This is a genomic window from Candidatus Accumulibacter propinquus (assembly GCF_056856495.1).
In genome coordinates this window covers 1,740,574-1,753,656 of sequence record NZ_JBSEHC010000003.1, presented here as the reverse complement: position 1 = coordinate 1,753,656, position 13,083 = coordinate 1,740,574, and the positions used below count along the sequence as shown (strand labels likewise).

General features: G+C 59.8%; 15 protein-coding genes. 4 read left to right on the top strand and 11 right to left on the bottom strand.

From position 1 onward, the window contains the following. The first annotated feature begins 29 nt into the window (after positions 1 to 29). A complete protein-coding gene (gene gatB / locus AC15MQ_RS13825; protein ID WP_483080413.1) occupies positions 30 to 1,481 on the top strand; it encodes an Asp-tRNA(Asn)/Glu-tRNA(Gln) amidotransferase subunit GatB in 1,452 nt (483 codons plus the stop codon). A 143-nt stretch (positions 1,482 to 1,624) separates the two neighbouring features. On the opposite strand, the gene AC15MQ_RS13820 is transcribed toward gatB, so the two are convergent. Both AC15MQ_RS13820 and pyrE read right to left on the bottom strand, forming a co-directional pair. Further along, a complete protein-coding gene (locus AC15MQ_RS13820) occupies positions 1,625 to 2,251 on the bottom strand; it encodes a hypothetical protein (RefSeq protein ID WP_287669876.1) in 627 nt (208 codons plus the stop codon). Further along, positions 2,235 to 2,885 (bottom strand): orotate phosphoribosyltransferase, encoded by a 651-nt coding sequence (gene pyrE / locus AC15MQ_RS13815; RefSeq protein ID WP_483080412.1) that lies wholly within the window; start codon positions 2,883 to 2,885, stop codon positions 2,235 to 2,237. Before pyrE ends, AC15MQ_RS13820 begins: the two co-directional genes overlap by 17 nt. A gap of 39 nt (positions 2,886 to 2,924) precedes the next feature. Here pyrE and AC15MQ_RS13810 point away from each other — a divergent pair, with 39 nt between their 5' ends. Then, on the top strand, positions 2,925 to 3,749 hold the full coding sequence (locus AC15MQ_RS13810) for an exodeoxyribonuclease III (protein WP_287669877.1): 825 nt from the start codon (positions 2,925 to 2,927) through the stop codon (positions 3,747 to 3,749). A 26-nt stretch (positions 3,750 to 3,775) separates the two neighbouring features. Here AC15MQ_RS13810 and AC15MQ_RS13805 read toward each other — a convergent pair whose 3' ends face one another. Next, the gene (locus AC15MQ_RS13805; protein ID WP_287652689.1) at positions 3,776 to 4,042 is read right to left on the bottom strand and encodes an RNA recognition motif domain-containing protein; all 267 of its coding nucleotides are present in this window, start codon (positions 4,040 to 4,042) and stop codon (positions 3,776 to 3,778) included. Between the two features lie 54 nt (positions 4,043 to 4,096). Beyond that, positions 4,097 to 5,479: a DEAD/DEAH box helicase gene (locus AC15MQ_RS13800; protein ID WP_287670168.1), complete on the bottom strand. Its 1,383-nt coding sequence runs from the start codon at positions 5,477 to 5,479 to the stop codon at positions 4,097 to 4,099. Positions 5,480 to 5,932: 453 nt separating this feature from the next. Here AC15MQ_RS13800 and AC15MQ_RS13795 point away from each other — a divergent pair, with 453 nt between their 5' ends. Beyond that, the gene (locus tag AC15MQ_RS13795) at positions 5,933 to 6,388 is read left to right on the top strand and encodes a bacteriohemerythrin (protein WP_483080411.1); all 456 of its coding nucleotides are present in this window, start codon (positions 5,933 to 5,935) and stop codon (positions 6,386 to 6,388) included. A 122-nt stretch (positions 6,389 to 6,510) separates the two neighbouring features. On the opposite strand, the gene AC15MQ_RS13790 is transcribed toward AC15MQ_RS13795, so the two are convergent. Further along, entirely contained in the window at positions 6,511 to 7,020 is a 510-nt protein-coding gene (locus AC15MQ_RS13790) for a phosphatase domain-containing putative toxin (protein ID WP_287652687.1), read from the bottom strand. A 28-nt stretch (positions 7,021 to 7,048) separates the two neighbouring features. On the opposite strand from AC15MQ_RS13790, the gene AC15MQ_RS13785 reads away from it, so the two are divergent. Beyond that, positions 7,049 to 7,495: a YkgJ family cysteine cluster protein gene (locus AC15MQ_RS13785; RefSeq protein ID WP_483080410.1), complete on the top strand. Its 447-nt coding sequence runs from the start codon at positions 7,049 to 7,051 to the stop codon at positions 7,493 to 7,495. A gap of 101 nt (positions 7,496 to 7,596) precedes the next feature. Here the strand turns inward: AC15MQ_RS13785 and phaC are convergent, their stop codons facing one another. From phaC to AC15MQ_RS13755, 6 genes are all read right to left on the bottom strand, one after another. After that, complete coding sequence (gene phaC / locus AC15MQ_RS13780) at positions 7,597 to 8,703, bottom strand: class III poly(R)-hydroxyalkanoic acid synthase subunit PhaC (RefSeq protein ID WP_287652686.1); 1,107 nt, start codon at positions 8,701 to 8,703, stop codon at positions 7,597 to 7,599. Positions 8,704 to 8,768: 65 nt separating this feature from the next. After that, positions 8,769 to 9,839 carry a poly(R)-hydroxyalkanoic acid synthase subunit PhaE gene (locus AC15MQ_RS13775; RefSeq protein ID WP_287669879.1) on the bottom strand — a complete coding sequence of 357 codons (1,071 nt, stop codon included), beginning with the start codon at positions 9,837 to 9,839 and terminating at the stop codon, positions 8,769 to 8,771. Between the two features lie 145 nt (positions 9,840 to 9,984). Continuing rightward, entirely contained in the window at positions 9,985 to 10,404 is a 420-nt protein-coding gene (locus tag AC15MQ_RS13770) for a MaoC/PaaZ C-terminal domain-containing protein (protein WP_483080651.1), read from the bottom strand. Positions 10,405 to 10,414: 10 nt separating this feature from the next. After that, positions 10,415 to 10,855 carry a MaoC family dehydratase N-terminal domain-containing protein gene (locus tag AC15MQ_RS13765; RefSeq protein WP_287652682.1) on the bottom strand — a complete coding sequence of 147 codons (441 nt, stop codon included), beginning with the start codon at positions 10,853 to 10,855 and terminating at the stop codon, positions 10,415 to 10,417. Positions 10,856 to 10,913: 58 nt separating this feature from the next. Further along, positions 10,914 to 12,095: an acetyl-CoA C-acyltransferase gene (locus tag AC15MQ_RS13760; protein ID WP_287652680.1), complete on the bottom strand. Its 1,182-nt coding sequence runs from the start codon at positions 12,093 to 12,095 to the stop codon at positions 10,914 to 10,916. A 58-nt stretch (positions 12,096 to 12,153) separates the two neighbouring features. Further along, positions 12,154 to 12,921 carry a 3-hydroxyacyl-CoA dehydrogenase gene (locus AC15MQ_RS13755; RefSeq protein WP_287652678.1) on the bottom strand — a complete coding sequence of 256 codons (768 nt, stop codon included), beginning with the start codon at positions 12,919 to 12,921 and terminating at the stop codon, positions 12,154 to 12,156. Positions 12,922 to 13,083: the final 162 nt, after the last annotated feature.

Genomic DNA, 13,083 nt, shown 5'->3' with positions numbered 1-13,083 from the left:
CGTTGTTCTTGAAGAGTGAGTACAGAGTGATGAAAGAATGGGAAGTCGTCATCGGCATCGAGACACACGCACAGCTGTCTACCCAGTCGAAGATTTTTTCTGGCAGCTCGACCGCATTTGGCGCCGCACCCAATCTCCAGGCGAACGCGGTCGATATCGCCCTGCCCGGGGTACTCCCGGTACTGAACAGGGTTGCCGTAGACTGCGCGATCAGATTCGGCCTCGCTGTGGACGCCGAGATCGCACCGCGATCGGTTTTTGCGCGCAAGAACTACTTTTACCCGGATCTCCCCAAGGGCTATCAGATCAGCCAGTACGAACTGCCGGTGGTGCTTGGCGGCGAGTTGAAGATACACGTCGGTGATATCGAGAAAACGGTCCACCTCACCCGCGCCCACCTTGAAGAAGACGCAGGAAAATCCCTGCATGAGCAATCCGGCCATCATTTCCAGGGCCGCTCAGGAATCGACCTCAACCGCGCTGGAACGCCGCTACTGGAAATTGTTACCGAACCGGATATGCGATCGGCAGCCGAGGCCGTTGCTTACGCCCGCGCGCTGCACGCTCTGCTGCGCTGGATCGGCATCTGCGATGGCAACATGCAGGAAGGCTCGTTCCGCTGTGATGCCAACGTCTCGGTACGCCGTGTCGGGCAGGCGCAACTGGGTACTCGCCGCGAAATCAAGAACCTGAATTCCTTCCGGTTCATGCAGCAGGCCATCGAATACGAGGTGCAGTGGCAGATCGCCACGCTTGAAGATGGCGGCTGCATCGAGCAGGCGACGGTACTGTTCGATCCCGGCAGTGGCGAAACACGGGCCATGCGCACCAAGGAAGACGCACACGATTACCGCTACTTTCCCGACCCGGATCTTCTCCCGCTGCTGATCGACCGTCAGTGGGTGGAGCAGATTCGTACGCAGATGCCGGAACTGCCCACTGCCCGACGCGAGCGCCTGGTCGCCGAATATGGACTTTCCCCTTACGACGCAAAGGTGCTGACGGCTTCACTCGAACTGGCGACTTACTACGAGGCGACGGTAGCCACTGCCGGTCGGTCGAACGCCAAGGCCTGTGCCAACTGGGTCACGGTTGAACTCGCCGCACGACTCAACAAGGAAGATCACGAAGTCGGCGGCTCACCAGTCTCGGCTCGGCAACTCGGTGAACTGGTCGCGCGCATTGCTGACGGGACGATCTCGACCAATATCGCCAGGAAGGTGTTCGATGCCTTATGGAACGGCGATGCTGACTCGGCGGACGAAATCATCGCCAAGCAGGGGTGGCATCAGATTACTGACCATGATGCTCTGGAAACGCTGATTGACGAGGTACTCGCTGGCAACCCGGGCATGGTCACCGAATTCAGGGCCGGCAAGGAAAAGGCGTTCAATGCCCTGGTCGGCCAGGCAATGAAGGCGACACGGGGTCAGGCTAACCCGCAACGAGTCAGCGATTTGCTGCGCAAGAAACTTGCCTGATGCTGGAAGTCTGGCAGGCATCCGAATCTCCCCTCGCGCGGCATCCGGGTAAACCTCCGGACGAGCAAGAACGGTGATGGCTCGCTTTCCATGTGCGGTGCAACGCCATGCCCGCCGCGGCTCACCACCGGCGAACAGGATGCTCATGGTCGCGCAGGCGCTCTTTGCGAGAGTTCCAGGAAGCGGCGCAGATCCTCGTCGTATTTCAGCCGAATGGCTTCCTGATCCTTCTTCTTGGACTCGATCACCGACTCCTGCGACTTGATCTCGTTGTCGGCGTCGCGCAGGCCTTTTACCACCTCGACCGGTAACGGTCGATTCCTGTAGAACTCGGCCTCGTCCTCGAACCTCTTGCGTTGCTTGAGGATCTCACCAATCTTTTCTTCCGACGCCCTGATCGCCGCCGCCAGATCCCGCTCGGCACGGCTACGCATGACCTCGATATCCTTTGGACTGCCATAGGTGTTGAGCAGTGCCTGATCCTTCCGTTTCTGCTCATTGAGTGCGCGTTCCTGCTCCTTGCGCCGCTGCTCGTCAGCAGCGCGCTGGGCTCGCTGCTCGGCAGTCAACGGTGCCGCTACAGCACGCGCTGTCCGCCCTGAATCACCCAACTCGCGATAGGCGCGCGCATAACAGGCGGGCGGCAGGATGTCGCCACACACCTGCCTGCCCGACTGATCATGGCAACAGAAGATGGTTTGGGCAGCGAAACTGGACGGGCCAGCCGCCACCGCCAGCAGCAAGAGTCCGAAGTTAGCCGCTATGCGCAACGCCGTATTCCTGACGATAGCGGAGCACGGCCGCCTCGTTGTCCCTGAAATCAGGGCGCTGTTGAAGGAAGCGCATGAGATCGTCGAGAGTGGCGACAGCCACCACCGGAATACCATAGTCCCGCTCGACCTCCTGTACTGCAGACAACTTGCCAAGACCACGCTCCATACGATCGAGAGCGATCACCACACCACAGGGCAACGCACCGGCGATACGAATCAGATCTACCGACTCGCGAACCGAGGTACCCGCGCTGATCACGTCGTCGACGATCAGCACCCGCCCTGCCAAGGGTGCGCCGACGATGCTGCCACCTTCACCATGGTCCTTGGCCTCCTTTCGATTGAAGGCGAACGGCAGGCTGTGCCCTGCCCGCGCCAGAGCAACGGCGGTCACCGCCACCAGTGGAATCCCCTTGTAGGCCGGGCCAAAGAGCACGTCAACGGCAATGCCACTGGCGGAGATCGCCTTGGCGTAGAATTCCGCCAGCTGGTCCAACGCCGCGCCGTCATTGAACAGGCCGGCATTGAAAAAATACGGCGATAAGCGTCCGGCCTTGGTCTTGAACTCGCCAAAACGCAAGACATCGCGCGCGAGGGCAAACTCAAGAAATTCCTGGCGAAAGTCCATCATACTTGTCTGCGATAAAGCCTTTTCCGGCATGGAAGCTGTATGTTACGCATCATTACCCTGAACCTCAACGGCATTCGCTCGGCATGGCGCAAAGGCCTGCTGCCCTGGTTAGCCGCCCAGAATGCGGACATCATTTGCGTGCAGGAAATTAAAGCGCATTATGTCGATCTTGGCGAAGAGATGAAAACACCGGCGGGTCTGCATACCTACTACTGCTGCGCCGAGAAGAAGGGCTACAGTGGCGTCGGGCTGTGGTCGCGCAGAAAGCCAGACCGCGTCTTGGATCTTCTGGGAAGCGCCGAATTTGACCGCGAAGGGCGCTATCTCTGTGCGGATTTTGGTCACCTGTCGGTCGTTTCCCTCTACCAGCCCTCAGGTTCGAGTTCAGAGCAACGGCAGGAAGCGAAATTCCGATTCATGGACTTCATCTACCCGCGTCTCGTCGAACTCGCTGCGAGTGGGCGTGACGTCATCGTCTGCGGCGACTGGAACATCGCCCACCAGGAGATCGATCTCAGGAACTGGCGAGGCAACCGCAGGAATTCCGGGTTCCTGCCCGAAGAACGCGCCTGGATAAGCCGCCTGCTCAACGACGCGGGCTGGTGCGATGTCTACCGTAAGTTGCATCCGGACACCACCGGCGAAGCCTACACCTGGTGGTCAAATCGCGGCCAGGCGTGGGCCAACAATGTCGGTTGGCGACTCGACTATCAATTGGCAACGGCGGCCATCGCCGACCGGGCAAGACGCGCCGCAGTGTACAAGGAACAACGATTCAGCGACCACGCACCGCTGAGTATCGATTACGACTACGAACTGCAAGCCTCGCCGCCGGTGCGCCACCACGACGCGGTGCCGCCATAACAGCCACGTGTCCGCTTGCGGTGCGCTCAGCGGTGCCGCATGCCGCCACTTCCCCGGGCCATGGCTTCATTCACCCGCAACGGTTTACCGTGCAGGTCCTTGCCGTCAAGCGCGGCGATTGCCGCAAGTGAATGTGCCTTGCCAGGCATCTCGACAAAGCCAAAACCTTTTGATGCGCCGCTGAACAATTCGCGCATCACCTGTACCGACTTTACCTGTCCGAAGGCCTTGAACAGATCGGTGAGTTCTGTTTCGTCCGTCTCAAGCGCAAGATTACCTACGAAGATGTTCATTGCCGACTCCTCTGATCAGACGTTTCGATACATGGGGTGAAGCGAGACCTGCGCTCATCCGCCGCGCCGCGCCGGGCTACGGAACAGCGCTGGCAACGGCGCGCCGGCATCCGCCCTGGAACGCTGCGGCGGCGGACTGCTGCGCGACGGTGTAGACGCCGGCGTGCCTGGCCGCGCCAAAGTTGCTGCGCTCGGGCTACGAACCAAACTATCCTTAGCGTGGCCAACACTGTGCCGGTTATGGTCACGACCGCCGCGGCCCGTGGGTTGTGCCGCCGCCGCGGCCAGCACCTGCGGCGGCGGCGCCTGACCAGGCTCGAATCCCGCGACCACCTGGCGTTCGATGCGGCGGGTAAGCAGCTTCTCGATGTCGGCCAGCAAGGCGTTCTCCTCCACTGCAACGAGGGAAATCGCTTCGCCGGTACTCCCCGCCCGTCCCGTGCGTCCGATCCGATGCACATAGTCTTCGGGAACGTGCGGCAGTTCGAAGTTGACGACGTGAGGCAACTCTTCGATGTCCAGACCACGTGCGGCAATGTCCGTCGCCACCAGCACACGTACCGTGCCCGCCTTGAAGCCAGCCAATGCGCGAGTGCGCGCCGGCTGGCTCTTGTTGCCGTGAATCGCCGTAGCCTCAATGCCGGCCTTGCACAGTTGCTCCGCGAGACGATTGGCACCGCTCTTCATGCGCGTGAACACCAGCACCTGGCGCCAGTCACCCGCCGACACCAGGTGCGTCAGCAGTTCACGCTTGCGCCAGCCGTCAACCGGGTGTACCCGCTGCACGACCAGTTCGGACTCGGCGTTGCGACGTGCAACCTCCACATGCGCGGGGGCGTGCAGCAGGCCATCGGCAAGCTTGCGAATCTCGTTGGAAAAAGTCGCCGAGAACAGCAGGTTCTGGCGCCGCGCCGGCAGCAGCGCGAGAATGCGTCGGATATCACGGATGAAACCCATGTCGAGCATGCGGTCGGCTTCGTCAAGCACCAGGATCTCGACATACGCGAGGTTCGCTGTCTTCTGTTGCAAGTGATCGAGGAGCCGGCCGGGAGTGGCCACCAGGATGTCCACCCCGCGCCGCAGAGCGTCGATCTGCGGGTTGATGTTGACCCCACCGTAGACCAGGGTTGATTTGAGCGGCAGATATTTCCCGTAGGTACGCACACTTTCTTCGACCTGGGCCGCCAGTTCGCGTGTTGGCGTAAGGATCAGCGCCCGCACGCGGCGCGGGGTATGCGCCGCGGCAGTTCCCGATCCAGCCAGGCGCTGCAGCAACGGTAGTGCAAAGCCGGCGGTCTTGCCGGTACCGGTCTGAGCCCCGGCGAGGACATCACGTCCTTCGAGGATGACCGGAATGGCCTGCGCCTGTACGGGGGTTGGTTCGCTGTAGCCCTGTTCGGCAACGACGCGAATGAGGTCAGCCGACAGGCCGAGCATGGCAAACGATTGGGACAAGAATACCTCCTGCGAACGAGCGGCTGTGGCACGACACCATCAGAGCCGGCTCGGGCGGATACGACGACTATTGGGATTGGACGGTTCGGGGCGCTCGGCCACTGCCGGGGGAAAACAGTCGGGAAGGAAACGAACCGCTGGCCGGTCGACGCGCAAACTGCTTCCTGCAAAGACTATACACGGTTTCGAGACACGGGGCAGGAATATCCTGCTGCAGGTTCTGGTATGGTCTGGCGCCAGCCTGAGCCTGCCTGACCCCGCCGCGATCGCCAACTATCCGCGACGCGTCGATTGGTCACTGCACCGGCTGGCCTGCGGCGGCACACCACCAGGGATACTTGCCTGAATTAACTTCGATTTCACTGGAATTCCGCAATTCTTCTTTCTATACTCCGAAGACAAGAAGAAATTTGATCTTTGCAAAGGAGACTTGCCATGAAGATCCATTTTGCCGGCTTGCTGCCGGAAGCGCTGCTGGTCGATTTGCCGGAAATCGACCAGCAGCATGAGGAAATATTTAGACGCATCGAGTCGCTCAAGACGACTTGTTTCGCAGACAATTTCATCCCCATCGACGATTTGACCGATCTCCTCGATTATTTCGCTCTCCATTTCGCGACCGAAGAACGGATCGCCGATACGGCGGGACTCGACTTCACCGATCATCTCAGGATCCACGAGGACACCCTTCGCCTGCTGCGCAAGGCCTTGCGCGACGTCATCAACGGCGAACATGACGCGCATTCGTTCCTGCGCTATGCCGAATACTGGTTTGAGCGTCATATCAGCGAGGACGACCGCCTGTTCGTCGCCACCCTGCAGGCCGGAATCCGCAGTCGGTCCGGCGTGCACCGGCAGCCTGCCAGTGCCTGCTTTGCGGCGCAAGCCTGATTTGACGATGCCGGGCAAGAATCGGCGGTACGGTCAGGCGTCTGTGTAGCTGGACGGCGTTCGTGCCTGAACTATCGACCTCCAGAAGGAGGTCGATCCTGTGTACCGTCCCCACTCGTCGGCTACTTCGTTGACGAAACTGCCAGTCTGTCGAGATAGGCCTGGTGAATTGCCAGACTCAACGCATTCGGCCGCAGAGCTTTGACGGTCGCTACGGCAGCCTCTTTCGAGCAACCGCGTTCGACGAGAATTTGCGCCGCCATCAAGCCGGTACGGCCTGAGCCGCCCTTGCAGTGGATGGCAATCCTTTTCCCCGTATCGAGCAAGTGATGCACGGCCTGGCGCTGCGCCTGCCAGGCCGTGGCGAAATCGTCATCGGGAGCGCGCTCGTCCTCGATTGGCAGATGAAACCATTGCAAACCGCGCTGCGCACAAAGCTCGGCGAGGTCGCTGACAGCATTGCTCGCCATTTCAGCGTGGGGCATCAGGGTGATCAGCGCGTCCGCACCGCTTGCCTGAAGTTGTTCGAGCGCCACAGCCGCTTCAACGCCCTTGGTCCCTGGACAGGGAGTCAGAATCAGACCTGCACCTTCCTGGTTCAATGCCAATAGGTCAGAGGGGTGGCTATTCATCGTCTTGCCTGCCTTTAACGAGTGATTTATGGTTTATTGGAAAACGGGTCGAATCCGCATGCATTACAGCCGGCTGACGCAGAAGCGATCAGCCCCTGAAAGGCCTTCGACCACCTCCAGTAGTGTCGAATGTCGTCAATGTGGAGCCTGCTGCGCCACTTTTCGGGTTTCTTTCTACTGGGCAGAAGCTGATGCAATGGGCCTGCCAGTGGCGCTCGTCGAACCGATGGGGCGCTGGTACGCTTGCCTGACAGGAACGAATACGAAGTCGCCACGCTGCACGGCCCTGCAAGGCACGGTGGGACAACGCGCGGCATGCACCGCATATCCGCATCGCCCTTCTCCATGCCGCGAGTTGCAATTCGGAGATGCAAAATGCACCCTGGCACGCCGCCGCCACGGCCTGCCGGCGATTGTTGCGACGGCCATGGCAGAAGCCCCGGGGGTTGTGGAAACACCGTCATCAAACCATTAGCAGGGTGCACACAGCAACTACCACACGCAGTCGACAGGCTTTTCCGGTGCGTGGCGTGTCCACGAAACTCGCGTCCGGGCGGACGCGAGTTTCTACAGCGGTCAGGCGCCGCGTTCGCGCATCCAGTTGCCAACCGTCGGAGCCAGAACCTTTTGTGCCAGACCACCGGTGTAGATGCCAATGTGCCCGGTGGCAATCGCAAACTCGGTGTAGTCCTTGCTACCAACATGCTTGCCCAGGGCAACCGTGCATGGCGGCGGCACGATGTGGTCCTTTTCGGCAAAAATGTTGAGGATCGGAATGGTCAGTTCCTTCAGGTCGACCTTGCGGCCGCCAACTTCGAGGGTCCCCTTGACGAGTTTGTTCCCCTTCAGGAAGTCGCGAATGAACTCCTTGAACATCTGGCCAACGGCATCGGGACCGCCAAACAACCACTTCTCCATACGCAGGAAGTTCTGCAGCGCCGCCCGATCGTCGAGAATATCGATCACATCGGCATACTTGCCGTAGTTCAGAATAAATGGCGAAGCCATCATGAACGACTCGTTGAGTACGGTGGCCGGCACGTTGCCATGCACGGCAACCATCTTTTCGACATCGGCGTCGGCACCCATGGTGAACATCAAGCCTTCATGCGGCTTGTGGTTCGCCTTGTAGGCGTCGAAATCGATTGGCGAAACGGTCAGGACAAGGTGGCTGATCTTGTCGGGATTAAGCGTCGCGTAGGTGGTCGACATGGCTCCACCCTGGCAGATACCAAACAGGGCGATCTTGTCGACACCCTGCTGTTTGCGGATGAAATCCACGGTATCGTCAAGGTAACCATTGAGGTAGTCGTCCATGTTCCGGTACTTGTCCACCTGGCGCGGATAACCCCAGTCGTTGAGGAAGACGTCGATCCCCTGGTTCAACAGGTTACGGACCAGCGAACGGTCCGGTTGCAGGTCGGCCACCTCGTAACCATTGATCAGCGGCGGTACGATGAGCAACGGCGTCTTCATGATCTTCGACGGCTCGACCAGCGCATGGTAGTGGTAGACCTTGATCCCGTCCTGTTCGAAAATCACATCCTTCGGCGTGCTGCCAATGTCGATATCGTCGTCGGTCAGGTTGGTGAGATTGTTGATGCCCTTGGCAAGCTTCGCGTTGAGCGCTGCGGTTTCGGCCGCGATGTCGGCGGGAAGAATCTGGATTGGAAAAGAAAACATGGGTAGCACCCTCCTAAAGGTCTATTAGCTTATCAGCCGGATCAGCAAGGTTGAGGCTTCTCGGCTCATTCGCTCTTGGCACGCGCTGGCCCGGCCTTGCGAGGCACGCCTCCGTTCTTCGCAGGTGCGGTCGAATGCAGTTCCTGCCGGAGCGCCCGGACCTCTTTCTTTAGTTCGTGGATGACTTGATAGGTCTCGTCCAGTTCACTGCGAGTGGGCATATCCAGGCCACGGAAGATGTCCTCCACGACAGAGCGTTGCGCGAGCTTGAATTGCTGCTGTGCCTTGGTGAAAGCGTTCTGCTTGTCGAGGAACTCTTGCTTATTGAACGTGACCAACAGCGACTTGTCGGCCGTGCGATACCAGAGACCCATCAGTTGTCGCACCGCGGTGATTTTTTCACCCTTGGCCGCGACCTTGCCAAGCTCTTCGACGGTCGCCTCGACAGCCTTGGCCAGCGCCTCGGCAAAAGCCGTGTGAAACGACAGGCTGTTCTTGCGCAGATCGACCACCGCGTCGACCAGGCGCAACAACTTCGCGTTCTTCTCACGCGACGCACCAAAGAGAGGAATTTCTCCGATGCCTGCCAATGCACTGGCATCGCCCTCCATCGACAACAGGCGATTGATTCCGGCCGTACCGCCCAGCATCGCCTCGCCGACGTGACCGGACGAAGCCGCCTGCATCAGGAAAGACAACCAGGGGCCCATGGCTTCGGGCAAGTCCTTGCTCAGCGTGCCGCTGAGGCTACCCAGATGCGAGCCCATACCAAAACTCCGCTCGAGCATGGCCGTTGACTCCTTGGCCCACTGTTCGGCAAAACCCTTGAGATCGGGACGCCAGTCCTTGTTGGCCTCCAGATTCGGCGCCACGATTTTCATCGACTTGAAGAAGAAGTCCATGACGCGGTTCATTGCGCCCTGACTACTGGTGATGCGGTCCATCAGCACGCGCGCAGCTTCGTTGGTACCTTGTGTAGCGGCTTCAACACCTTTTTTTGCCGCCTCAATGGGGCTTTCCTTGCCGCCTGGGAGATTCTGCAGCAGCGCGGACCAGTCGCCCCACATGCGCTTCTGTGTTTCAGCCCAAGCGTTGACGATGCCGCCCAGTTGCTCATTCGGATTCTTGTTTTCCACTCCTGTGATCTCCTTTCAGTGTGTCGGACACGCCTACCGCCACGGTAGGCGGATGCCCTGCGGTAGACTGAGTGCACTCTTCAATCAAACTGCGGCCGTCTGTCGACGGCCGCGATCATGCAGCTTTTCTGGCTTCCGACTGCTGTCAGGCCAGGGCCACCACTGCATCTGCCTTGTGCTTTGCCTCGCCCTGCTCGTTGGAGCAGGTCAACTCGAGACGCACACATTTCTCCCCGCCTTGCTCCAGCTTTTCGACCACCTTGCCGGTACACACCAGACGCTCACCAACGTGGGTAATCGCCGTGAAGCGCACTCCAAAACTGCGGATCGCTTCCTGCGGCACCCATTGGGTCAGTACGCGTCCGAGGTAGGCCATACCCAGCATGCCGTGAGCAAAGACGTCGTCAATCCCTTTCGAGCGAACGTAGTCCTGGTCCAGATGCAGGGGATGGTGGTCGCCGGAACCCGTAGCATACAGGGCGAGAGTCAGACGCGATACCGGGTCCGTAGTCAACGAAGGAATCTCGTCGCCCACGCTGAGCGCAGCAAAATTCGGTAGTGTCATCATCGTCCCCCTATGCCCGAATGACCATCACGGAGTGCACATCGCACACCAGTTCGCCCTGCCGGCTGACTTTGACATCCTTGACGACGAACTGCAACGCACCGTTCTTCTTGTCGTAAATGTCGGTCACCTGTCCATCGAAGTCCAGCGTGTCACCAGAATAGACGGGTTTGTGATAGGTAAAGGATTGCTCACCGTGCAGCATTTTCCCAAGGTCACAGCCCATGGTTTCGAGATAATCGAAGGGGTGCTCCTTGTCCATGTCCATACAGAAGAAGAAGGTCGGTGGTGCCAGCACGCCCGGCAGCCCCGCCTTGAGTGCTGCCGCCTCGTCAAAGTAGATGGGGTTGGTTTCTCCCGTCGCTTTGGCGAACCACTTCAATTGCCACGCCGTCAAATTTACGGAATGTGGCGGCACCTTCATGCCAATGTGCTTCTTGTCAATCAACATCCGATTCACTCCTCGTCCACCCTGGAGACCGGGGTGGACATGCTCGTTAGCGATTTGATCAGAGAATTTCGATGGCAATCGCCGTCGCCTCGCCACCACCGGCACAGAGGCCGGCGATGCCGCGCTTGAGGCCACGCGCCTTGAGTGCATAGAGCAGCGTCACCAGAATCCGCGAACCCGTCGCGCCGATCGGATGCCCCAGCGCGCAAGCGCCGCCATTGACGTTTACCTTGTCGTGCGGCAGATCGAGGTCACGCATCGAGGCCATCGTCACCGCCGCAAAGGCCTCATTGATTTCCCAAAGGTCAACGTCCTTCGTTTCCCAACCGACCTTTTTCAACAGCTTCTGGAAGGCAAACACCGGCGCCGTCGTAAACCAGGCAGGATCATGGGCAAAAGTGGCATGCCCGACAATCCGCGCCAACGGTGCCAGACCGGCGGTCTTCGCGTCGGATTCGCGCATCAGTACAAAGGCTGCGGCGCCATCCGAAATCGACGAGGAATTCGCGGGCGTCACCGCACCATCCTTCTTGAAAGCAGGCTTGAGTTTGGCGATCTTCGACACGTCGCATTTCATCGGCGTCTCGTCGAGCGAAATCACTTCCGCACCCCTGCGGGTGGTCACCGTCACCGGCGCGATCTCGGCGCTGAAAACCCCGGCGGTCACTGCGCTTTGCGCACGCGTCACCGACTCGATGGCAAAGGCATCCATTTCCTCGCGCGAAAAGCTGTACTTGTCTACACACAGTTCCGCGAAAGCGCCCATCAGCTTGCCTTGCTCATAGGCATCCTCAAGGCCATCCAGAAACATGTGATCGAACACCTGTCCGTTGCCAAGCCGATAGCCCGCGCGTGCGCTGGTCAATACGTACGGCGCATTGGTCATCGACTCCATACCCCCGGCAACAGCGATATTGACCGTACCGGCCAGCAGTTCGTCGTGCGCGATCATCACCGTTTTTTGCGCAGAACTACACATCTTGGTCAAGGTGGTGCACGGCACCGACTTCGGCAAACCGGCCCCCAACACCGCCTGGCGCGCGGGCGCCTGGCGCAAACCGGCCATGAGACAGCAACCCATCAACGCTTCATCGACATCGTCGCCCTTGACGCCCGCCTGTTCGACCGCGGCCTTGATGGCGACGCTGGCCAGTTGCGGGGCTGTCAAGCCCGCAAACTGCCCCTGAAAGGCACCCACTGGCGTGCGCTTGGCGCCCACTATTACCACTGATTCACTCATAAGACACTCCTTGATTGCAACGGAAATTGCCAGATTGAAGTCTGCTGCGGTCCGCTGGTTACTTCGGTGCCATCCGGATCGAGCCGTCAAGACGAATCACTTCGCCGTTCAGATAGCCGTTCTCGCAGATGTGCCGGACCAGTGCCGCGTATTCGGCGGGCTTGCCCAGCCGCGACGGGAACGGCACCATCTTGCCCAGCGAATCCTGTGCGGCTTGCGGCAGGCCCTTGAGCATCGGCGTCTCGAAAATACCCGGAGCAATCGTCGCCACGCGAATTCCATGCGCAGCGAGTTCTCGTGCGACAGGTAGCGTCAGACCAATGACCCCGGCCTTGGAGGAAGCATAGGCAGCCTGGCCGATCTGACCATCGTAGCCGGCAACCGAAGCAGTGTTGACAATCACGCCGCGCTCGCCGCCCTCGTTCGGCTCGTTCTTGCTCATGGCCTCGGCTGCCAGGCGGATCATGTTGAAGGTGCCAACCAGATTGATGCTGACCACGCGCGCGAAGGTCGCCAGATCATGTGGGCCATCGCGGCCAAGCACCTTCTTGGGTGGTGCAACACCGGCGCAGTTGACCAGTCCGTGCAGTGCGCCGAACTCGTTCACTGCCATTTCGATGGCGGCACGTGCACTCGCCTCATCGGTCACGTCGGTCTTCGCGAAGCGGGCATTGGGCCCCAGTTGCGCCGCCTGCGCCTCACCGGCACCAGCGTCGACATCCACAATGACCACTTTCGCACCGGCGTTGACCAGGCTGCTCGCCGTTTCCGCTCCGAGTCCGGACCCTGCTCCGGTTACCACAAACACACTGCCATTGATTTGCATTTTTACCCCCAAAAAAATATCGCGACATCACACAATGCCGCGCTACTGGCCTGTACCGACGGCGCTCCTTGAGAACGCTGGTCGTCACAGAAAAACCCGACTCTCTTGGCGATACGAGACTCCCTGGGATCGCGCGTGTCGGCGCCAAGGAATGCCACCCCG